Source organism: Roseomonas sp. BN140053 (assembly GCF_047690175.1).
Classification (GTDB): Bacteria; Pseudomonadota; Alphaproteobacteria; order Acetobacterales; family Acetobacteraceae; genus Roseomonas.
On the sequence record NZ_JBLLEB010000044.1, the window covers coordinates 1 to 21,141 of the forward strand.

Genomic DNA, 21,141 nt, shown 5'->3' on the forward strand with positions numbered 1-21,141 from the left:
CACAGCAACGCCGCCATCGTCGACGCCTGCTGCCAAGCCTGGAATGCCCTGACGCCAGATCGCCTCCGCTCCCTCACTAGCTATCCCTGGATTGGAAAAGTCACTTCATAAGCGCGCCGGTATGATCTCACGCGGTGACCTGACAGTGTGGATCTCGCCCAATCTGGCATGGCACGCCGCCGAGAGTACGGGCAGGCGAGGCCGGCCACCGGTCTTCACGGATGCGGCGATCCAGGCGGTGCTCACGCTGAAGGTGCTGTACCAGTTGCCACTACGAGCTGCACAAGGCATGGCGGGTAGCCTGATCCGGCTCGCCGGTCTGGACTGGAAGGTGCCCCATTACAGCACCCTCTCGCGCCGGCAGACGGACCTCGCGGTCGTCATCCCCTATCGCCCACGGGGCGGGCCGCTGCACCTCGTCATCGACAGTACGGGCCTGAAGGCTGAGGAGCGGATTGCCGCGGCTATGCGCAGCAGGTGAGCGGTCGCGTGGCCGGGTAGTTGTGTTCGGGAGAACGTTTCTGGCAGAGGCGAGGTGCTGCCCATCGTGAGCGATCGGCACCAGCAGGTCGGGGAAGTGGTCAAGGCGAACAGCCGCGTTCCGATGACCGAACTGGCCTATGACTGGCCGCTGGCTGTGCCATGCTCCGGGTCATGGACGAGACCACCACCCGCCTGGCCGGCTACGTTGCAGCGCTGGAGTTCACGCAACTACCGGCGAAGATCGTGGACGAGGCACGGCGCCGGGTTCTGGACACCCTCGGTTGCGCCGTGGCCGGGCTGAACGGCGAGCCCTGTCGCGTCGCCCGCACGCTCGCTTCGAGAGCCGAGGTCGCGGGCGGTGCCCGGCTTCTCGGCAGTGGGCGGCGCGTCCTGCCAGAACTCGCGGCCTTCGCCAATGCCGCGGCAGCGCGCTATCTCGACGGCAACGACTGCTACCCCGGTGGGGGCGGCCACCCGAGCGATGCGATTCCGGCCCTGCTGGCAGTGGCGGAGGTGACGGGCGCCGACGGATGCGCCTTTCTCGCCGCCGTGGTGGCCGCCTACGAGGTGCACTACGCACTGCTGCAGGCCTTGCAGGTGCGGGAGCGCGGCATCGACCACGTCTTCTACACCGGGCTGGCCAGCGCCGTCGGCGCGGCGAAGCTGCTCGGCCTGCCGGCCTCCGGCATCGCCAGGGCGCTGTCCCTGGCTGTGGTATCCGACCTGCCGCTGGAAGCGACGCGACGCGGCGAGATTTCAATGTGGAAGGGTTGCGCTGCCGCTAATGCGGCGCGCAACGGCGTTTTCGCCGCGCTGCTCGCGGCCGAAGGCATGACCGCGCCGGCCGCGGCGATCGACGGGCGCAACGGCTTGCGGCAGCTGCTGGACGGGGCGCCGCTAGGCCCGCTCGGCGGCGAAGATGGGGCGCCCTTCCGCCTGCCCGAGGCAGACATCAAGGTGCTGCTTACGGAATACCACGCCCAGGGCCCGGTGCTGGCCGCTCTGTCGCTGCGCGCCGATCTGGGCGGGGAGCCGATCGCGCGCGTCACCGTCCACAGCTACCGCTTCGCCGTGGTGGAGGCGACCGGCAACCCCGAGAAGCTGCGGCCGCGCACGCGCGAAACCGCCGACCACAGCATGCCCTGGCTGGTCGCCGCGGCGCTGGTGGAGGGCCGCTTCGGCGATGACCTCCTCACGCCCGAGCACTTCGCGGACGAGCGCATTCTGCAGATGGCACAGCTGGTCGCGATCGTGGAGGATCCCGCGTTCACGCGCGCTTTCCCCGATGCCTTCCCGTGCCGGGTGGAGATCACAACCGCGTCGGGCCGCACCCTGTCGCACACCCTGCGCAACCCGCTCGGCCACCACGACGCGCCGCTCTCCGACGCGGCGCTGGAGGCAAAGTTCCGCGACTTAGCGGGGCGCGCCTTGCCGCCTGAACGAGTTGAGGCGGCGCTGGCGGCCCTGCGGCGGCTCGACCAACTCGACACCCTGGATCCCCTACTCGATGCCCTAATCGCCGCGCCGGACGGGGCCGGCACGCACTGAAGGTGACGGTGCGCTGGCGACGGCCGGCAGCACGGCCCAGCCCCGCCATGTCCCTCCCCCCGTCCCCGCTCCCGATCAGGTGATGCGGCGCATCCCACCCGGACCGCGTCGGCATTCGGGGCCCCATGCGGGCCCGGCTCTACTCGGGCTTGATGTTCTTCTCGCGCACAATGCGGGTCCAGGAGGCGGTCTCCGCATCGACCGACCGACGGAACTCGTCCGGCGTGCTGCCGGCCGAGGTTCCCCCGCTCTCCTCGATGCGGCGGCGCAGATCAGGATCGCCCAGCGCGGCCGCGATCGTGGTCTGCATGCGCGCGACGATCTCCGGCGGCGTTGCCTGCGGCGCCATCACCCCGAACCAGTTCGTGTTGGTGAAGTCGATGCCCAGCTCCCGCACGCTCGGCACGTCGGCGGCGGCGGGAACGCGCGGGCCCTGGGTTGCAACGGCGATCGCCCGCAGCGTGCCGCTGCGCATCTGGCCAAGGATGGTGGGGATCGCGGCAATGACGAGGTGGATCTGGCCGCCCATGAGGTCCGTCGCGGCCTGCGCCAGACCACGATAGGACACGTGGTTCATGCGGATGCCGGTCACGTCCTGTAGCAACTCGGCCTGCAGGTGCGGTATGGCGCCGACACCGTTGGACCCATAGAAGAGCTGTCCCGGCCGCTCCTTGGCATAGGCGACGAACTCCCTCAGGACGCGCACCGGGAGTGATGGGTTTACCATCAGGATCGGCGCGTATTCCGCCAGCATGGTCACCGGCACCGGTTCCGCGCGGGGATCGAAGCCCAGGTCGCGGCCCAGTGCGACGGCCGAGGGCAGCGAGTTGTCGCACATGGTCACGGTGGTACCGTCCGGGACTGCCCGGGCGCCGGCCTGCCAGCCCACCGCTTGGCCGCCCCCGGTGCGGTTCTCCACCGCGAAGCTCTGCCCGGTCATCTCCTGCAAGCGGGCGCCGACGCTACGAGCCAGGAAATCGGACGTTCCCCGGCCGCGAGGGGCACGATCACGCGTACCGGCCGGTTCGACGGCCAGGCCGCCTGCCTCACCTGGGATGCAGCGCGGTGCGCGAGGAACGGTGCTGCGAGCAGACCAGCCAGCGCGGCCCGCCGGCTGGGCGATGCTCGCCACGAAGCGTCCCGTGGAACCAGCGGTTCCGCCGTGGACAGCTTTCGTCCTCGTCCTGCCAAGTCCTGCGGCATGCTCCATACCTCCCTGAGATTTTCGTCGGATGTTTGTCCTGTTTTTCTCCGCCCGCGATGGCTGGCCACCGCGAGCCCCGGCCAGGCCGCTCGTTCGCGACCGGCCCGGAACCCTGTTCTCCCAGAACCCTATTCCAGGGTGAGCCCGCGTTCCGCGACCACGCGCCGCCACATGGCGACGTCCTGCGCGATGCGCTCGCTGAATTCCTGTGGTGTTGAGGTGCGCAGTGTGCCGCCGACGTTGCGCAGCCGCTCCACCACCTCCGGGCTCTCGATCGCGCGCTGGGTTTCCCGCCGGATCGTTTCCACCACCGCAGGTGGGACGCCGGCCGGGGCGACCAAGCCGAACCAAGCGATGGTCTCGTAGCCCGGCACCCCCGCCTCATCTAGCGTCGGCACTTCCGGCAGTTCCGGGGCACGGGTGAGCGAGGTGACCGCCAGTGCCCGGAGATCGCCGCGATTGAGGGCACCGAGCACGGAGGGTAGGTTCACGAACATCGCCGCGGGCTCGCCGGCGGTGAGCGCCGTCACCGCCCCACCCGCGCCGCGGAAGGGCACGTGCACCATCTCGATGCCGGTCCGCGCACGGAACAGCTCCATGGACATGTGTGAGGAGCCGCCCACGCCGCCGGAGGCATAGGCCAGCCCGCCCGGCGCCTCGCGCGCCTTGGCCATGAACTCGGCAAGGCTGCGGACTGGTAGCGTGCGGGCATTGACCACCAGCACGCTGGGGGCCTCTAGCAGCAGCGTGATCGGGGTGAAGTCGCGCACGAGGTCGAAGGGCAGGCTGCGGTAGATCGCGCCGTTGATGCCGTGGCTGCCGGCATTGGCCACCATCAGCGTGTAGCCGTCCGGTGCCGCATGCGCCACGAAGTCCGAGGCGACGCGCCCGCCGGCACCGGTGCGGTTCTCCACCACGAAGGGACGATTGAACACCTTCTCGAACTCCGCGGCCAGCACGCGGCCGAGCGTGTCGCCCCCGTCACCGGGTGCTGCCGGCGACACGATGCGCACCGGCTGCTCCGGCCAGGCGGCGCGTGCCAGCTTTGGGGCAAGGAGGCCGGCCAGGAGCACGCTTCGACGCCGGGTGGCCCAGTGGGGCATCGCTACTCCTCCCTCGTTGTTCCCGAAGCTGACGGGCTTCCTCGCGCACTCAAGCACGGGGTCGGCTCCGAAGCGAAGCGCGTAGCGTCCTGGAACCTCCTCCTTTCACGAAGGCTGAGGCCGTGTTGGCCGGCGCGGCCTACTCCACCTTGATCTGCGCCGCGCGCGCCGTGCGCGCCCACTTCTCCTGCTCCGCCGCGGTGAAGGTGGCGAACTGCTCGGGCGTGCCGCCGCCGGCCAGGATGCCCTGCACCGCCAGCTTGGCCGCGATCTCCGGCTGCGCCAGGATCGCGTTGAGCGCGGCGTTCAGCTGTCCCACCAGCGCCGGTGCCATGCCGGCCGGCGCCAGCACGCCGAACCAGTCCACCACCTCGAAGCCCGGCAGGCCGCCCTCGATCACGGTGGGGACCTCGCGGCCCGGCTCGCGTTGAGCACCGGTCACGGCAATGGCGCGGACCTGGCCTCCCTCGGTCAGGGGCCAGACCGCGCCCTGGCCACCGAAGTTGCAGTTCACCTCGCTCGTGACCAGCGCGGTCGCCGCAGCGACGGTGCTGCGATAAGGCACGTGCAACATCTCGATGCCGGCGAGCTGGGTGAAGAATGCGGCCGCCAGGTGCGAGGCCGTGCCGTTGCCGCCGGAGGAATAGGTCAGTTCGCGCGGCCGCGCCTTGGCACGCGCCACCAGCTCCCCCACGGTGCGGATGTCGCTGCTGCCCGGCACCGCCAACACCAGGGCGCTGGTGCCGGCGCGGGTGATCGGCGTCAGCGCCTTGGGGTCGTAAGGGAGTTGCTCGTAGACTGCCGGGTTGATCGCCAGCGTGCCAAGATTGCCCACCAGCAGCGTGGTGCCGTCGGGCGTCGCGCGCACCACACCACCAATGCCGATGCCGCCATTCGCCCCGGGGCGGTTGTCCACCACCACGGGCTGGCCGCCCAAGGCGCGGCTCAGCTCCGGGGCGACGAGGCGGGCGATGATGTCGGGCGAACCGCCCGGCGCGAAGGGCACGACCAGCCGGATCGGCTTCCCCTCGGCGATGCCCTGGGCGCGCAGGGACAGTGCCGGCGCGGCCAGCAACGTGGCCAGCGCGGCGCGTCGGGTGAAGTTGGTAAGCACGGCGTTTCCCTCCTGGTTGTTCTCGGTTCCGGTTCAGCTCATGCTGAGCATGGCACGCGCTTCGGCCGGCGTGGCGGGCTCGCGGCCCAGCGCCTGCGCGAGGTCGACGGCCTGCTCCACCCAGTAAGCATTGTTCGGCGCCGGCGCGTCGCCGGCCCGGTCCAGCACGCTGTCCTCAAAGCCGACCCGGAGGTGGCCGCCCATGGCGAGCGCCGCAGCGCGCAGCTCTATCTGCCAGCGTCCACCCTTGCCGGCCCACCAGTGGGCGCCTTCCGGCAAACGCTCGGCGAGATCGAGCAGGCCGCGGATCGTGGCCCGCGCCGTGGGTGCCTCGCCCACCATCAGGCCGAAGCAGGGCGGCTCCGCCACCGCGCCCCGCGCCAGCAGGGCGAGCCCGGCTTCCAGCATCGGGACGTCGGACGCGTCCAGTTCAGGCCGCACGCCCGCCGCCCGCATGCGCCCGGCCATGTCGACCAGGTCGGCCAGGCGATCCTCGCCTTCACCGGAGCGCAGCGCGCGCAGGGGAAAGGAGGCCATCTCCGGCCGCAGCACGATGGGCCGCAGCGCTTCCTCCAGGTCGAAGCCGCGGACGCCGATGGAGACCTGGACGATGATGTTGCAGCGCTCGCGGATCAGCCGCAGAATTTCGGCATAGGTTTCGACCGCCTGGCTCGGCGTGCCGTCCGCGTGGCGCGCGTGTACGTGTGCGATCGCGGCGCCGGCGCGCGCGCAGGCGGCGACCTCCTCAGCGATCTCCAGCGGGGTGATCGGCACGGCCGCGTTGTGCTGCCGCAGCACGCGGGCGCCGTTGGGCGCCACGGCGATGATGGCGCGCCGGCTCACGCAGCGACGCCCTGTTCCGGATGCGCGGCCAGCCAAGCCCGGATCACGCCCTTGGAGCCGCCAGCCGCGACGATGTCGCGCAGCGACGAGTCCATCGGCGGCAGCTCGTGCACTGTGCCGCGCGACAGGTTCGCGAAGCGGCCGGTGGCGAAGTCCACCTCTAGCTCGTCGCCCTCCTCGGCCAGGGCGGTGCAGCCGGCGCAGTCGGTCAGGAAGGTATTGGCGGTGGCCACGGCGATGCGACGGGAGTTGTAGGGCATGCTCTCGCAGACGATGCCGAGGCCCAGCGCCTCGATCGCCAGCAGACCCTGGAAGTGTGCCTTGCCGGCACAGAAGTTGCGCCCGGCCAGGAGGATGTCGCCGCGGCGGACTTCCGCATGGAAGCCGGGGCGGATCTCCTCGCAGAGATGCGGGATCAGCTCGGCGGGGTCCGTGACGCGGCCGATGGCGAAGCGGAAGGGCATCAGCCCGCCGTCCAGCGGCACGTCGTCACCGAACTTACGGCAGCGGCCGCGCAGGAACCAGCGGTTCCCCTCGGTGGATCGATCGCTCATCGGGCGCTCTCCCGCGGGTCGGTGATCCGCCCTGCCACCGCGGAAGCGGCGACGGCGGCGGGGTTGGCCAGGAAGATGCGCGCGTCCTTGGCGCCCATCCGGCCGTGATGGTTCACCGCGGCGGTGGAGATCGAAACCTCGCCCGGCCCGAGCGGGCCCATGTTGCCGCCGGCGCAGGGGCCGCAGCCGGCCGGCAGCACGATCGCGCCCGCCGCGGCGAAGAGGTCGGTCAGCCCTTGCGCCGCCATGCGCCGGATCGACGCCTCGCTGCCGGGGGTGATGAAGAGCCGCACGCCCGGCGCGACGTGCCGGTCGCGCAGCACGGCGGCCGCGACCTCCAGGTCGCCCCACATGCCCGAGCCGCAGGAGCCGACATAGGCGTGGTCCACCGCCTGGCCGAGCACGCCCGACAGGTCCGCCACGTCGTAGGGCGAGCCGGGCAGGGCGACCTGCGGCTCGGTGGCCGACAGGTCGATGCGGATCTCGCCCTCGTAGCGGGCATCCAGGTCGGGCTGCACCGACTCGCCCGGCGGCAGGCCGCGCGCGGCGAGCCAGGCCGCCGTGACCGCGTCGGGCGGAAAGAACATCGCGCTGCAGCCGAGCTCCGTGACGGTGTTGCAGAGCGCCACGCGCTCATCCACGGAGAGCGTCGCCATCCCCGGCCCGCCCACCTCGATGGCGCGGTAGTCGTAGTCCAGGCCGAGCCGCCGGTGCCGCAGGTCCGCGGCGAGACGGAAGCCGACGTCGCGGGCCATCACGCCGGGCCGCAGCCGGCCCGTGAGGTGCAGCCGCAGCGTTTGCGGCACGGCGGTCCAGATCGTGCCGGTGGCCATCACCGTGGTGACCTCGGACCCGTTGCGCAGTGCAAGCGCACCGATGGCGCCGAAGTTCGAGCAGTGCATGTCGTAGGCGAAGAGGAACATGCCCGGCCGCACCAAGCCGCTCTCCATCGGGAAGATATGGCCGTGCCCACCCTGCCCGACGTCAAAGAGTCGCACGCCCCAGTCGCGCGCCGCGGCCCGGATGGCGCGGCCGCGCGCGGCGGCGGCGGGCGTGGCGTAGATCACCTCGTGGTCGGTGACGAAGACGACCTTCTCCGGCTGCGCCAGGCGGCGCAGGCCAAGCGATTCCAGCTCGCGCCGCGCCGGTACCACGTAGCCGTCATGCAGGATCACCAGCTCGGGGACGGGATGGACGATGTCGCCGGCGGCGACCGCGGCGCGGCCGGAGGCGCGCGCCAACACCTTCTCGATGGCGGTCTGACCCATGCGGCCCGTTCCTTTCCCTCGACTCTCGTGCTTGGCCGCAGCCGCGCGGCTGCTGACGTCCGCCATTCAATAGGGTTGAACGGACCGTTGCAAGCACCGCTTTGCCGGCCGGACAGGACTTGCTATGCGCGGGCCCATGCCACGTACCTCCCGCCGGGCCGGCTCGGGACAGTCGAGCTCCATCGGCAAGGCGTTGACGGTGCTGCGCGCCTTCATGGACCAGAAGGAGCAGTGGGGCGTGCGCGAGCTGGCCACGGTGCTCGACCAGCCGCTCTCCTCGACGCACTGGCTGCTGCAGGTCCTGCGCGCGGAAGGCCTGGTGGAATGGAGCGCCGGGCGCCAGCGCTACCTGATCGGGCCGGAGCTGGAGCGCTGGGGCGCCGCCCTCGGCAAACTCTCGAAACGGCACGCGCTGGGGCGCGAGGCGGCGGCAGCGCTGGCGGCCGCGACCGGCGCGGCGTGCTGCTACGCCGCGTACGACACGCCGCGACGGCGGCTGCTGGTGGTGGCGCAGGTTCCGGAGGACGCGACCGCCCTGCCGCCCCTGGGCACAGCGCTGCCCCTGGCAGATGGGCCGGCGGGGTGGGCGGTGGCGGCGCTGCTGCCGGACACGGAGCGGATGGAATGGCTGACGACGGCGCCGGCCCGCGCGCGTGCCGGCGTGGCCGCGGTGCGGGCGGGCGTTGCCGCCGGCGACGGACTGATCGCTGCGGCGGTCAGCGACGCCGTCGGATCGCCGCTCGGCGCCCTGCTGCTGGCCGCGCCCCCGGAACAGTCCGGGTGCCTGCGCTCCGCGGCCGACACGCTGGCCCAGCGCCTGGGCGGGCGAATCCTGGCCGGGGTGCGCGGCACGGCACCGCGCCTGCTGGCCGAACTCGGCACGGCCCTGCGGGAGCGCCTGCCGGAGCTCAGCCTGGAAGACGCGGAACTCGGCAATACCGACCGCCTGACGGCCGTCGAGGAGGGCAGGGCCGGTTACTGCGCCGTGACGCTGGAGCGGATCGAGGCGGCCTGGCGCGGTGTGCCGCCCTTCGCCGAGCCGCACGGGCGGCTCCGCTTGGTCCTGCCGCTGGCCGCACTGCAGCTGCACGTCCTCGTGCGGGCCGACGGCCCGCTGCACAGCGTCGCCGACCTGCTGACGGCCCGCGCCGCCGCCGGCGAGGCGGACTACGTCACGGCGGAGGTTTGGCGGGAGGTGCTGGCGCTGGTCGCGCCCAGTCCGGCCGTACGCAGGCGGGCGAGCGCCCGGATGGTCTCGCTGCCCTACGCGGAGGCCAACCGCGCCTTCGCGGTGGGCGAACTGGATGCGTTGGTGTCCCTCAACGCCGCCCCCACGCGCGACTACGAGATGCTGGGCCGGGAAGTTCCACTGCGCCTCATCCCGCTGCCGCCGGCGCTGATGGAACGGTTCGTCGCGCGCCACCCCACCTTCACGGCGGGTGCGATCGACCCCGCCGCGTACGGGGCGGGCGGCGCTTCGGTGGCAACGCTGGTCACTGTGCTCGGGCTGGTGACCTCGGCCACCCGGAGCGAGAGCGAGGTCGGGCAGGTCGCCCAGGCGCTGGAGCGCAAGCTGCGCGAAACCGGCCAGCCGGCACTCTTCTGGCCGGACAGCACGGCCGTGCCGCTGCATCCGGCGGTGAAACGCTGAGGACGTTTTTCACCCGGCTCACGAGGCTCAGTATACCCCCGTCGGTCCCACTCGCCCCAGCCGGTCGCCGCATCGCCCGAAGATGTCCTCCTCCATCGAGGTCGCGTGCGGGATGGTGGACCCCGCCCGAACACCGGGACGTGGCGCAGAGTCCGGGCTGCCCAGACCAGCCCGACGCGACGACGGGCAGCGTCAATCCATCTTCGCGCCGACCCTGCGCGCCACGGCACCCCAACGTTCCGACTCCGCCTCGGCGAAACGCCGGAACTCCGCGATGCTGGTGCCGTGCGCGACGGCGCCGAACTCGGTCAGCTTGGCGCTGAAGCCCTCGTCCGCGAGCGCCTCGCGCAGCGTGTCATTCAGCAGCTGCTGCACCGCCAGCGGCGTTGCCGCCGGCGCGATGAGGCCGTACCAGTTCTCCACCTCGAAATCCGGGAGGCCTGCTTCCGCGGTGGTCGGAACATCCGGCAGCAAGCTGGATCGCGCGGGGCCGGCCAGCGTGACGGCGCGCAGGGTGCCATTCCTCACCGGCTCCAGGAAGGCGGGGATATCGGCGATGGACGCCTGGATCTGCCCGGACATCAGGTCAGTGATCACCGGCGCCACGCCACGATAGGGCACATGCGTCATCTCGACGCCCGTCCGCTCCCGCAGCAGCTCGATGGTGAGATGCGGGATGCTGCCATTGCCGCTGGATCCCACATTGACCCGCCCCGGATTGGCGCGCGCGTAATCGAGCAGCTCCGCCAAGCTGCGTGGCGCCAGGCCAGGATGCACCACGAAGAGCTGCGGCGAGGTCGCGATCAGCCCCAGCAGGGCGAGGTCGCGCAGCGGATCGAGCGGCATCCGGTCCACGATGTGCCGCGTGATGGAGAGCATGCCGAGCGTGCCGAAGCCGATGGTGCGGCCGTCGGGCGCCGCGGAGGCGACCGCGGTCATGGCGATCATGCCGCCAGCCCCGGATCGGTTCTCCACGACCACCGGGCGCTGCAGGCGCTGCGACAGCAGGGGCGCGAGGAGGCGTGCCACGAGGTCGCTGACGCCACCCGGCGGAAACCCGACCATGAACCGCATCGGACCGGGCGGCAACTCCGCCGCAGCTGCGGAAGCGAAGGGCGCAGCCCATGACGCGACCGCGAGCGCCATGGCGGAACGGCGTGTGAGCATGTGTTTTCCTCCCCTGATCCGCCGCTACAGCACGCAGAGCGGCGTGACCGGCGAACCCGTCGCGTGCGGGACGTTCAGTGCCCCGACGGTCAGCAGCATCTCGGTGCGCCCAAGCTCCACACAGCGTTCCGCCAGCCGCTCCAGGTCGAGGTGGTGGATGATGGGCAAGCCGTAGAACACCAGGCACAGCACGTGGATCGGACGGCTGCACCGATCGGGAACCGGGCTGGGACCCGGCTCGGTCGCGTCCGCCCCGAGTACGCCGATGTCGCGCCGGGCCAGCAGCTCGACCGTGTCGGGATGCAGGCCGCTCCAGATGCCGCGCGGGTCCGTCGGAGAGTGTCGCCCACCCGTCAGGGTCGCTCCGGTGCGGATGAGCACGGCATCGCCGGGCTCGACCGCGTCGAGCCGGGACGCGACGTCGACCGGCATGACCAGCTCGCCCGGCTCGAGCCAGGCGACGCCGCGGCCACGCGCCACGTCAATCAGGTGACCGCGCGTGACGATGCCCAGCATGGAGGTGATGTCGAAGCGCTTGGCGCCCTCCCGGAGCGTCACGACCTCGGCATGCGCGTTGCCGTCGTAGTGGCGGTTGTCGAAGCCGATATGCGACAGGGCATCGATATGCGTGTTCACCATGTTGTGGACACGGAACGTCAGCATGTCGGCCGCCGATTGGGTGCGAACCGCGCAGGCATCCGGGACGTCGCGCACATGGGTCATTTCCTGGCGGAACAGGGTCACCGGCTCCAGCGGCTCGGCCGCGGCGACGGGACGTGCGCAGGGGATGACCTCCCCCAGCCGCACCGAGCCGGTGCCGCGCAGGACCGCCGCCGGCGTGATGAGGTTCAGTGTGCCGCGGTCATTGGGCCAACGCTTCCAGTTCCCGGAATGGCCGGGCCAGGCGAGTTCGGGATTCATTCGCGATGTCCTGTGCTGCTCAACGTGCCGTCCATCCGCCATCGATCGCCCAGGCCACGCCGCGGACTTCCGCAGCCTGCGGGCTGCACAGGAAGGCGACGACGGCGGCCACGTCCGCGGCCGCGATGTACTCGCCGGCCGGCTGCCGCGTGGACATGGTCATCCGCTTCGCCTCCTCGAGCGGGATCCCGAGTTCATCGGCCCTGGACTGCACGTCGCGCAGCACCCGCGGCGTGGACACCAGCCCGGGACAAACGGCGTTGCAGGTGACGGGGCTCCGGGCCGTTTCCAACGCCACGACCTTGGTCAGCCCGACGAGCCCATGCTTGGCCGCAACGTAGGCGGCCTGGTGCTGCGTCGCGATCAGCCCGAACACCGAGGCGATGTTGACGATGCGACCCCAGCCCCGCTGCTGCAGGCCCGGTAAGGCCAGCCGCATAGTGTGGAAGGCGGCGGAAAGGTGCACCGACAGCAGCGCATCCCATCGCTCCGCCGGAAACGCCTCGAGTGGCGCGACGTGGGAGATGCCCGCATTGTTGACAAGAATATCGAGCCCCCCGGCATGGCGCTGCGCCGCGTCGATGAGTGCTTCGACCTCACCGGGATGCGAAACATCGGCGCCGTGATGCGCGACGCGCACGCCGTGCCGCTCGCCCAGGGAACGGCACAGCGTTTCCGCGCTGCGGTCGTCCACCAGTCCATTCAGCATGAGGTCGGCACCTTGCGCCCCGAGCGCTTCGGCGACTGCGAGGCCGATGCCGGAGGTGGAGCCGGTGATTAGCGCGCAACGTCCGGCGAGCGGGCGCACCGTCATCGCCCTGCGTCCCCGAACAGCGGGAAGGTGGAAACAACGCCCTGGTCGCGCAGCCGGGGGGCCACATCGGCCATCCCGATCTCCGCGAGCAGCGCATCGGCATCGGCGCCCGGCTCGGGCGCGGGATGGTTCGGGCTGGCCTGCCAGGCAGAGCTGCGGGCCTGCGGCACGCCCTGGCTGAAACCGCCTAGCGTGCCATGGCGCCAGCGCACCATCAGCCCACTCTCATGCACCCAGGGAAGACTGCGCAGGTCCGTCGGCACATTCTCGCGCACCGCCACCCCACCCGCGGCGGCCACGCGCGCGAGGGCATCCTCGCAGGACGAGCCTTCGAAATCCCCACCCCCGAACTCGCCCGCCCGCCAGAGGGTGATCCAGCCATCGGCGCAGCGCAGCGTTCGCCCTTCCGGCGCCGCGGTGAGGTCATGCGCATCGAAGCGCTGCACGTAGGTCGCGCTGCGCGCCAAGCTGCCGAACACGCGGCTGCCGGCACCGGTCCGCTCACGGTGGAGCATGGCCCAGACGACACCGAGGGCAGCGAACATGCCCGTCGCGTAGTCGTTGACGGGAAAGGGCACGTGCTGGGGCACTCCTGTCCCGCGCGCGAGCTGCATGCCGGTTGCCGCCTGCGCGTTGTGTTCCCAGCCGGGTCGCGAAGACCAGGGCCCGAGCGGGTCCATCGCGTTCGTGGAAGCGTAGATGATGCCGGGCCGCAGGCGTGCTGCCTCCGCATAGCCCAGACCGAGCTGCTCCAGCTTTCCGGTGCGGAAGTTCTCGAGCACCACGTCCGCCTGCGCCACGAACTTCGCCGCGATCTCCCTTCCTTCGGCCCGGCGCAGATCGAGCACGATGCTGCGCTTGCCGCGGTTGACATCCATCCAGAGGCAGGGATTCACGTAGCGGTTCGGCGCGTCGATCTTCACCACCTCGGCCCCGAGGTCGGCAAGGACCCTGCCGGCGGTCGGGCCGGCGATGATGATGCAGAAATCCACCACCCGCGTGCCGGCCAGGGGCCTGTTGTCGCTCCTCCGGGCATCGGTGTCGGTCGCGCTCGGCCGTGCCGCCGCAGCGGGTTCGCCAGATCGCACGACGACGCCCGGTCCGATGCCCCCATCCCCGACGATGACGCCGGCTGCCGCCGCGTGGGGCTCCCGCGCCCATTCCGATCGCGTCCGGCACATCGTGCAGGCGCCACCGATGGCGTTAATGGCACGCTCCCACTCCGCGGCGTCGCGCTGCAGGAACATCGCGTCCATGCGATCATTCCACAGCGCCACCGCCGCCTCATCCGGCAAGTGGTGCAGGGCGGCCGACGCCTCCGCTGCCCATTCGGGATGGCCGCCCGCTTCCATCAGCAGTCCGATGAAATGCGGGAACATGCCGTGCGGCTGCACGTAGCGGCCATCTGCGCAGAGCCGCGGCTGTGCGACCGGGAAGCGATAGCCGTGGGACAGCGGGTCGCGAAACCGCGGATCGTCGAAGGTGACGAGCTGGCGGCCCAGTGCGTTGAGTGCTGCACCGAACAGCGACACCTCGATGGCCTGCGGCGCCGTATCGCCACGGAGCCGTTGCAGCAGCGCGCCGCCGATCTGGAGCGCCGCCATCTGCGCTGCATACAGGCTTGGCATGTGCAACGGCTCGGGTCGCGGTTCATCGGTCGCCATCCGGTTGATGCCGAGCACCGCCAGCACTGGGCCATCCTCGAGCTCCGGCAGGTCCTGCGGGCCCTCCTCAGGGAAGCTGACGATGGCGCAGCTGATGACCGATCCGGATCGCTGTTTCAGCACATCGTCCACGATCGCAGGAATCGGCACGCCGCGTCCGAGGTCGTTGACGATCACGCTCGCCTGGGGCAGGGATCGAGCGATCTCGGCCGGGTCGGCCGTTGCCGTCTCGAGCACCCTGGCCCCTGCGTCCTCGAGGATGCAGGTCAGGAAGTCCCCGCTGAGAGAAGCACCGAGACGGACGACCTCTACCTCCCGCAGCACCCGGGAGCTGTGCTCCCTATCGGGTGAAACGGCAATCATTGCGCGAGCCCTGCAGCTGCGACGATATCCCGGTAGCGCTCGAAATCCGATCGCACGCGATCGGCCATGGCCCGTGCGGACCCGCTGCTCGGCATGGTGCCGGCGCGAATCAGCTGCTCGCGCACCGACGGCCGCGCGAGTACGTCGTTCATCGCGGCGTTGAGGGTCGCGACGATTCCCGGGTCCATGCCGGCCGGACCGAAGAGGCCCAACCAGTTCGGGGCACTGAAGCCGGGCACGAACTCGGCCAAGGTCGGCACGGCGGGAAGCGGGGTGATGCGTTCATCGCTGGTGACGACCAGCGGCAGCAACTCCCCCGTTTCGATCAGCGGCAACACGCCGCCAGCACCGGTGGAAACGAGATCAATATCGCGGGACAGCGCCGCACTCACCATCTGGGCCTGGGTCGTGAAGGGGATCAGGGAGAACTCGGCACCGGTCCGCTGTTTCAGGGCGAGCGCGATGAAATGCGACAAGGTCAACGTCAGAACGCCGAAAGTCACCTGGTCCGGACGTGCCCGCGCTGCGGTCAGCGCCTCGTCGAAATTGTGATAGGGCGAGTTCGCCGGCGCAGCGACGACGGAGGCTGTGGTGCCGATCTCGCCGATGGCGGTGAAGTCGTTGACAGGGTGCCAGGAAACGTTGCGGTTGATGTGGGGATTGATGACCATAGAACTCGTCACCATCCCTAGCAGGGAATATCCGTCTGCCGAGGAGCGTGCGACGTCCGCGCCGGCTACGGCACCGTTCGCGGTCGGTTTGTTCTCGACCACGACGCGCTGGCCCAGCACCGGTTCCAGGGCATCGGCGAGCACCCGGCTGACCAGGTCGGTCGCACTCGCGACGGGGCCGCTGACCACCAGCCTGATCGCGCGCGATCGCGGAAACGCCTGCGCGATCGCGGAGCATGGCAGCAGGCTCGCCGCACAGATGAGCGGCACGGTGGAGCCGAGAAACTTTCGCCGTGTTGGCACCGCGTCCCCCCAAGCGCCGTTTTCGCGACGCTATGGAGGGGCATTTCGGGCGTCAACGAATGCTGCGGTGATACCAGCTATGGCGCTCCGCACATGATGCGGTGCGCTATCGCGGAATGGGCAGGACCGCTGCGCAGACGGATTTCAGTGTCACGATCACCGCTTTCATCGCTGGCGTTACAGGTCTGTTGAGAGCGGTGGCCAGCACGGCACGGGCGTGCAGTTCGGGGTTGCTAAGGCTCCGGCAGACCAGTTCGCCACGCGCGATCTCCTTCGCCACGGCGAGTTCCGAGATCAGGGTGGCCCCTTTCTCTGCCGCAACCAGATCCTTGGCCAGCGTGATGTCGTCGACTTCATGGGCGATAGTCAGCCGCACGCCTGCCTGCTGCGCCGCTAACGTGATATAGCGCCGGAGTCCCATCCCTTCCGTGGGAACGATGAGGGGGATGCCGGCTAGGGCGGAAAATGGCAGTGCGCCGCAACCAACAGGAATGAAACCGGGCCGTCCGGCCAGCACTACACGCGCCGCGCCGAGATGCTCTGAGGCCAGCTGATTGGAAAGCCCGGTATCGCTGAGGAGACCGATGTCGATGCGGCCTTGCAGTAGCCACTCGTGAAGGTGCCGCGAGTAGCCCGCGACCATTTGCAGAGTGATGCCAGGATAGTTCTGCGCGATGAGCTCGGTGATGCGCACGCCTGCCGCGCTGACGATGGAGGGGGACACGCCGATGGACACCGGCCCTTCCGCGGTTGCACCCGCGGCTGCGACCAGTGTCAGCATGGTTGAGCACCGTGTGAGGAGCTTGGGCGCCTCTTCATGCAAGATCGCGCCAGCAGGGGTCATGTGCACGCCGCGACCATGCCGGTACAGCAGCGGTGCGCCACACAGCGCCTCCAATTCCTGCAAGCGGCGGCTCACCAAGGGTTGCGCGACCCCTAGCTGGCTTGCCGCCGCAGATAGGCTTCCTGCCTGCACAACGGCGACGAAGGTCTCAAGCAGCTTCGTATCCAAGGCAGGAACCTTCAGGATCTTGGCCGGACCGTGGGTCCGTGGTGCCTTTCGGGTCTAGTCAGTGACGCCGCAAGCATGGAGGTGTTTGAACGTCATGTGGTCGGAAACCCTACTCTGGATTCCACACCGGCGTCAGCTCAAGCTTCAACATAATCCTGGCAGCTTGCGCGTTGAACGGCATTGCTTTCTGCGCTGGCTGGCACTCTCACCGAACTAGCGGCTTCTTCTCTTGTGGGATTTCATTCTGTTAAGAGAAATGTTCCCGTATTGTTCGACTCTGGACTTTGCACCCTGCGCGGCGGGCGCAAAGGGGGGGCTCATCGCCAGGGTCTCGGGCGCTCGCGCGGTGGCTTCTCGACCAAGATCCACCTCCGCGCCAATGCCTATGGCCTGCCGATCGGCCTGACGCTGACGCCGGGCGAGGCGCACGACAGCACCGCCTATGCCGGGCTGATGGACGAACGCGACAGCGATCCTGGCATCCTGCTCGCCGATCGGGGCTACGACAGCGATGCCATCCGCCAGGATGTCCGCGACCGCGGCGGCCAGCCGGAGATCCCCCCACGGCTCGATCGTGGGCGGGATGCGGAACTGCGGCTTTAGTAGGCCAGCGAAGCCGTAAAGGAGTAGCGCGATACCAAGCCCTATGCTCGCAGCCGAGGCGACCGTGCCGGCAATGATTCCCGATCCGGCCAGGGTGCCGATGACGATGGCCAGCATCATGGGCCACAGACGCCGGATCAGCGCGCCAAAACGCGGTCCGGCCAGAAGCTGCCAAACATTCGTTACCAACGAAGGAATGAGAAGGAGGGCGGCAGCCTGGACGGGGGGCATGACGAGGCCGAGCAGGCCCATGGCAACCGTCGGCAAACCGAGGCCGAGCAGGCCTTTCACCATGCCTGCGAGCAAGAAGATGCCGAACAGCATCAGGGTGAGGGGAAGGATGTCCATCATTCACGGGACCCTGCCGCTTGGCGCCACTGCCGAACAATGCGGGATTGGCGTAGCCTGCCTCAGTCCTGAACGAAGGCACGTCGCCCGTGCATTTTGATCTGACAGACCTGCGCCTGTTCCTTCATGTGGTGGAGGCGGGCAGTATCACGGCAGGCGCCACCCGCGCCGGGCTCGCCCTCGCCTCCGCCTCGACCCGGGTACGGGGAATGGAGGAGCAGGCCGGCATTCCGCTGCTGGAGCGAGGCCGGCGTGGGGTGGAGCCGACGCCCGCCGGCCGGACGCTGCTGCGCCACGCACGGCTCGTAAACGGGCAGATGGAGCGCATGCGCGGCGAGATGGGCGAGTACGCGCGCGGCCTGAGGGGCCATGTGCGCCTGCTGGCCAATACCGCCGCCGCGGCCGAGTTCCTGCCGGAGATCCTGGCCGACTTCCTGCGCGCCAACCTGAATGTGGATGTGGACCTCGGTGAGCGACCCAGCCCCGAGGTGGCGCGGGCCGTTGCCGAGGAGGAGGTGGAGGTTGGGATCGCGGCCAGTCACGCGGACTTTTCAGGGCTCGAAGTCCTGCCTTTCCGAACTGACCGGCTGGTGCTGGTCACGCCGCCAGACCATCACCTGGCGGGGCGCAGGCAGATGACCTTCGCCGAGGCACTAAGCTTCGAGTTCGTGGGCCTCTCGGACGAGAGCGCGCTCGGCTGGCACTTGGCCGGGCACGCGGCACGGGCGGGCGGGCGGATGCGAACGCGCGTGCGGGTACGCGGGCTGGACACTGCCTGCCGCATGGTTGCGCTGGGCGCGGGCATCGCTGTGGTGCCCGAGGCTGCGGTGCGACGGTGGGATAAGCAGGGCACCCTCGCCATGGTACGCATGGACGATCCCTGGGCCGAGCGACAGCTGATGGTTATTGTCCGCCGCCTCGACGCACTGTCGCCCCACGCGAGGAAGCTCGCGGACCATCTCGCAAGGTCGCCGGAGATGACGAGTAAGGCTACCGCTAGCGCTGCAAGGTAATGTTCTGACGAAGTTGGAAAGCGACCGCCCTGTTAGCGGCTTTCTGATGTCGGTTGATCAAGAGCGGAAGTGCCGCTCTCGGCCACACCCGGCCGCGCCGGCTGCCCACCGCTATCGCCCCAATACCGACGAAGGCCTCTTACCGGGGCACCCCGCCCCCTTCCAGTACCCGCACCGCCATGGCCCAGAGGCTGCGTCATCGCGTGGTGGCGCGTCGCCCCAATCGCGCGGTGGGCTGCCCGTCCCTTGATGGCATCGGCAGCGCGGCGCCCGGCAGCATCAAAGCCGCGGACGGGGCCGAGGAGGCATTCACTCCACCTTCCCATGGATTGATGCCATCGATCAGCCATCGAAGCGTGGCCTTCCAGAAGCCGCCTTCATGCCGAGCGTGGAAGAGGCTGAAGTGCCCGATCGCTTTAACACGAAGACCGTCGGGCTTCAGTTCGACCCGAATGCGAGGCGCGTTGCGGAAATAGGAGAGTCCCCGCTCGACAGCCGCCGGCGTCGCATACTCATCATCCGCAGCAGCCACGGCGAGGATCGGCGCGGTGACAGCCGCGAAGCGGGCCAGGATGGTGGACCGTTCGGCCACGTCATGGCTCCACTCCAGCCTGGAGCGGCGAAAGCTCCACTCGTGGGCCACGCCGGAGGGCAGGTCCTCCAGCCATCCCAGGCGCCGCCCTGGAAAATAGCCGCACGCTGCCGTGAGGAGGGGCATGGCAAGGTGCCACTTCGCCAGCAGCATCGCCCGGTGCCGGGTCGCGTAGTCCCGCCAGTAGGCATATTGCGCCCCGACCGAGAGGATCCGCGCGATCGCCGGCGCGCTCTCGGCGTAGCCTGGCAGGAAGCCACCGATGCTGTGCCCGACCACCAGGAGTGGCACGCCGGGCCTCCGGTCTCGGATGAAGCGCAGCGCCGCGTCGAAGTCCAGCATCCCCCAGTCCCGCCACCGGTAGCCGCACCCGCGAAGGCTCGGTGGACGCGAGGCGCCGATCCCGCGGTAGTCGTAGGTCAGCACCTCGAAGCCGTGGGCGGCAAGGAAGCGGGCGTAGCGGTGGTAGTAGCTCGCCAGGACTCCCGTCGCTGGGTTGACTACGACGGCGCCGCGCGGTGCTCGGTCGCTGCGCCAGAGATGCCCGCCGAGCCGGACACCATCGGTGCAGGCGATCAGGACGGCCTCCTCGCCGCTCATCCCGCGAAAAACTCGACGACCGCGCGTCGGTAGGCGAAACGGCCCGTGTCGAGCACGGCGCGGGCCGCTGCCGCCCAGGCATCCTCAGCCGTCCGGGCGAGGGCATGGCCGAGGCTCACGCGGCGGACGCCGGCCGCCTGCAGCTCCGCCAGGCTCCAATCCGGTGAGGCCGGGCCCATCAGAATGTTCACGGGGCGGGTGACGGCCGCGCAAACCGCCTGCACGGCCTGGAGATCGGGCAGGTTGGGCGCGAAGAGCACATCCGCCCCGGCCGCCTCGAAGGCCTGCAGGCGCGCGATGGTGTCCGCCAGGTCGTGGCGCTTCCAGGCGAAGTTCTCCGCCCGCGCCGTCAGCACGAATCCCGTGCCGCTCGCCCGTGCCGCGGCAGCGGCGGCGGCCACCCGGGCGACGGCGGCTTTAAAGTCGTGGATGGGATGGGCCGCATCGCCGGTGAAGTCCTCGATGGACCCGCCCGCCAATCCCGCCTCGATGGCGAGGCGGATGGTCTCGGCGCAATCCTCCGGTTGCGGACCGAAGCCATCCTCGAGGTCGGCCGCGACGGGCAGTTCGGTGGCGGCCGTCAGGGCCCTGGCATGGGCCAGCACGCCGTCCCGGCCCACCCCGTTGTCCTCCAGCCCCAATTCGGTGGCCAGGGCCGCGCTGCTGGTGCCGATGGCGGCGTAGCCCATCCCCTCCAGCCGCTTGGCGGAGCCGATGCTCCAGGCATTCCCGAGAATGAGGATTCCCGGCCCTTCGTGCAGCTGCCGGAAGCGGGCGGCGCGGCGCTCCTGTTCCATCGCTGATCGCAGGGCGCTCAATAGGGCCTCCCGTCCTTGTGGCAGAAGCGCCAGCCGCCCTCGACGCGCAGGGCGACGAGGTCATCTTCCGGGTAAGACGCCTCGTCCCCCTCGGTCCGGTCGCCGACTTCCAGGTAGCGCACCGGGCGGGAGGAGCGGTTCTCCAGGTGATGTGGGGCGCCCCCGGCCGGAAAACCCGCGCAGTCGCCCGGCCGCAACACCGTTTCCTCTCGCTCCCCGATCACGAGTACGGCCTCCCCCTCCAGCACGAAGACGAACTCGTCCTGCCGGCTGTGCACGTGATGCAGCGCGGAGGAGGCGCCGGGCTGCAGATCGGTCAGGTTCACCCCGAAGTTGCGGAGCCCGAAGAGGTCGCCCAGTACGCGCTTCGTGCGGCCCGACATACGAGCAGCGAAGGGAGGCGGGTAGTTCGAGGGCCGCGAGCGGACGGCGACCTCGGCCGCCGTAAGAGTAGTGGGATGCTTCATGCTGATCCTCCTTCGGG

Annotated in this window: 19 protein-coding genes and 2 pseudogenes; 5 read left to right on the forward strand and 16 right to left on the reverse strand. The window is 70.0% G+C overall.

Annotated features, from left to right (window positions below; all coding sequences use genetic code 11):
- Window positions 1–121 precede the first annotated feature (121 nt).
- Both ACLIBK_RS22580 and ACLIBK_RS22585 read left to right on the forward strand, forming a co-directional pair.
- Window positions 122–442, forward strand: a pseudogene (locus ACLIBK_RS22580) (transposase); the annotation flags it as partial.
- Window positions 443–654: 212 nt separating this feature from the next.
- Window positions 655–2,031, forward strand: a complete 1,377-nt coding sequence (locus ACLIBK_RS22585) for an MmgE/PrpD family protein (RefSeq protein ID WP_415389566.1) — start codon at window positions 655–657, stop codon at window positions 2,029–2,031.
- A 139-nt stretch (window positions 2,032–2,170) separates the two neighbouring features.
- Here the strand turns inward: ACLIBK_RS22585 and ACLIBK_RS22590 are convergent, their stop codons facing one another.
- The 6 genes from ACLIBK_RS22590 to ACLIBK_RS22615 form a co-directional block, all read right to left on the reverse strand.
- The gene (locus ACLIBK_RS22590; protein ID WP_415389567.1) at window positions 2,171–3,241 is read right to left on the reverse strand and encodes a Bug family tripartite tricarboxylate transporter substrate binding protein; all 1,071 of its coding nucleotides are present in this window, start codon (window positions 3,239–3,241) and stop codon (window positions 2,171–2,173) included.
- A gap of 122 nt (window positions 3,242–3,363) precedes the next feature.
- Window positions 3,364–4,338: a Bug family tripartite tricarboxylate transporter substrate binding protein gene (locus ACLIBK_RS22595; protein ID WP_415389568.1), complete on the reverse strand. Its 975-nt coding sequence runs from the start codon at window positions 4,336–4,338 to the stop codon at window positions 3,364–3,366.
- Window positions 4,339–4,477: 139 nt separating this feature from the next.
- Window positions 4,478–5,452 (reverse strand): tripartite tricarboxylate transporter substrate-binding protein, encoded by a 975-nt coding sequence (locus ACLIBK_RS22600; RefSeq protein ID WP_415389569.1) that lies wholly within the window; start codon window positions 5,450–5,452, stop codon window positions 4,478–4,480.
- A 33-nt stretch (window positions 5,453–5,485) separates the two neighbouring features.
- Window positions 5,486–6,295: a 3-keto-5-aminohexanoate cleavage protein gene (locus ACLIBK_RS22605; protein ID WP_415389570.1), complete on the reverse strand. Its 810-nt coding sequence runs from the start codon at window positions 6,293–6,295 to the stop codon at window positions 5,486–5,488.
- Window positions 6,292–6,849: a hypothetical protein gene (locus ACLIBK_RS22610; protein ID WP_415389571.1), complete on the reverse strand. Its 558-nt coding sequence runs from the start codon at window positions 6,847–6,849 to the stop codon at window positions 6,292–6,294. The genes ACLIBK_RS22605 and ACLIBK_RS22610 overlap by 4 nt, the downstream gene beginning before the upstream one ends.
- Window positions 6,846–8,117, reverse strand: coding sequence for a 3-isopropylmalate dehydratase large subunit (locus ACLIBK_RS22615; RefSeq protein WP_415389572.1), 1,272 nt, complete (start codon window positions 8,115–8,117; stop codon window positions 6,846–6,848). Before ACLIBK_RS22615 ends, ACLIBK_RS22610 begins: the two co-directional genes overlap by 4 nt.
- A 136-nt stretch (window positions 8,118–8,253) precedes the next feature.
- Between ACLIBK_RS22615 and ACLIBK_RS22620 the strand changes: the two genes are divergently transcribed.
- Window positions 8,254–9,768: a TAXI family TRAP transporter solute-binding subunit gene (locus ACLIBK_RS22620; protein WP_415389573.1), complete on the forward strand. Its 1,515-nt coding sequence runs from the start codon at window positions 8,254–8,256 to the stop codon at window positions 9,766–9,768.
- A gap of 192 nt (window positions 9,769–9,960) precedes the next feature.
- Here the strand turns inward: ACLIBK_RS22620 and ACLIBK_RS22625 are convergent, their stop codons facing one another.
- The 6 genes from ACLIBK_RS22625 to ACLIBK_RS22650 all read right to left on the reverse strand — a co-directional run bounded on the left by ACLIBK_RS22625 (window position 9,961) and on the right by ACLIBK_RS22650 (window position 16,683).
- Entirely contained in the window at window positions 9,961–10,935 is a 975-nt protein-coding gene (locus ACLIBK_RS22625) for a Bug family tripartite tricarboxylate transporter substrate binding protein (RefSeq protein WP_415389574.1), read from the reverse strand.
- A gap of 24 nt (window positions 10,936–10,959) precedes the next feature.
- Window positions 10,960–11,856, reverse strand: coding sequence for a cyclase family protein (locus tag ACLIBK_RS22630; protein WP_415389575.1), 897 nt, complete (start codon window positions 11,854–11,856; stop codon window positions 10,960–10,962).
- 19 nt (window positions 11,857–11,875) lie between these two features.
- Complete coding sequence (locus ACLIBK_RS22635) at window positions 11,876–12,670, reverse strand: 3-hydroxybutyrate dehydrogenase (protein ID WP_415389576.1); 795 nt, start codon at window positions 12,668–12,670, stop codon at window positions 11,876–11,878.
- The gene (locus ACLIBK_RS22640; protein ID WP_415389577.1) at window positions 12,667–14,571 is read right to left on the reverse strand and encodes a CoA transferase; all 1,905 of its coding nucleotides are present in this window, start codon (window positions 14,569–14,571) and stop codon (window positions 12,667–12,669) included. The genes ACLIBK_RS22635 and ACLIBK_RS22640 overlap by 4 nt, the downstream gene beginning before the upstream one ends.
- Window positions 14,572–14,693: 122 nt before the next feature.
- Window positions 14,694–15,638: a Bug family tripartite tricarboxylate transporter substrate binding protein gene (locus ACLIBK_RS22645; RefSeq protein WP_415389578.1), complete on the reverse strand. Its 945-nt coding sequence runs from the start codon at window positions 15,636–15,638 to the stop codon at window positions 14,694–14,696.
- A 139-nt stretch (window positions 15,639–15,777) separates the two neighbouring features.
- Window positions 15,778–16,683 (reverse strand): LysR family transcriptional regulator, encoded by a 906-nt coding sequence (locus tag ACLIBK_RS22650; protein WP_415389579.1) that lies wholly within the window; start codon window positions 16,681–16,683, stop codon window positions 15,778–15,780.
- A 231-nt stretch (window positions 16,684–16,914) separates the two neighbouring features.
- Here ACLIBK_RS22650 and ACLIBK_RS22655 point away from each other — a divergent pair, with 231 nt between their 5' ends.
- Window positions 16,915–17,286 carry a transposase gene (locus tag ACLIBK_RS22655; protein ID WP_415389594.1) on the forward strand — a complete coding sequence of 124 codons (372 nt, stop codon included), beginning with the start codon at window positions 16,915–16,917 and terminating at the stop codon, window positions 17,284–17,286.
- Here ACLIBK_RS22655 and ACLIBK_RS22660 read toward each other — a convergent pair.
- Window positions 17,272–17,637 (reverse strand): annotated as a pseudogene (locus ACLIBK_RS22660) (sulfite exporter TauE/SafE family protein); the annotation flags it as partial. The gene ACLIBK_RS22655 and the pseudogene ACLIBK_RS22660 overlap by 15 nt on opposite strands.
- Before the next feature lie 86 nt (window positions 17,638–17,723).
- Here ACLIBK_RS22660 and ACLIBK_RS22665 point away from each other — a divergent pair.
- Window positions 17,724–18,647 (forward strand): LysR family transcriptional regulator, encoded by a 924-nt coding sequence (locus ACLIBK_RS22665; protein WP_415389580.1) that lies wholly within the window; start codon window positions 17,724–17,726, stop codon window positions 18,645–18,647.
- A gap of 196 nt (window positions 18,648–18,843) precedes the next feature.
- Here the strand turns inward: ACLIBK_RS22665 and ACLIBK_RS22670 are convergent, their stop codons facing one another.
- From ACLIBK_RS22670 to ACLIBK_RS22680, 3 genes are read right to left on the reverse strand one after another with little or no spacing between them, the layout of a single operon-like run.
- A complete protein-coding gene (locus ACLIBK_RS22670; protein WP_415389581.1) occupies window positions 18,844–19,839 on the reverse strand; it encodes an alpha/beta fold hydrolase in 996 nt (331 codons plus the stop codon).
- Window positions 19,836–20,657, reverse strand: a complete 822-nt coding sequence (locus ACLIBK_RS22675; protein WP_415389582.1) for an isocitrate lyase/PEP mutase family protein — start codon at window positions 20,655–20,657, stop codon at window positions 19,836–19,838. Before ACLIBK_RS22675 ends, ACLIBK_RS22670 begins: the two co-directional genes overlap by 4 nt.
- Window positions 20,654–21,124 carry a cupin domain-containing protein gene (locus ACLIBK_RS22680; RefSeq protein ID WP_415389583.1) on the reverse strand — a complete coding sequence of 157 codons (471 nt, stop codon included), beginning with the start codon at window positions 21,122–21,124 and terminating at the stop codon, window positions 20,654–20,656. The genes ACLIBK_RS22675 and ACLIBK_RS22680 overlap by 4 nt, the downstream gene beginning before the upstream one ends.
- Window positions 21,125–21,141 lie beyond the last annotated feature (17 nt).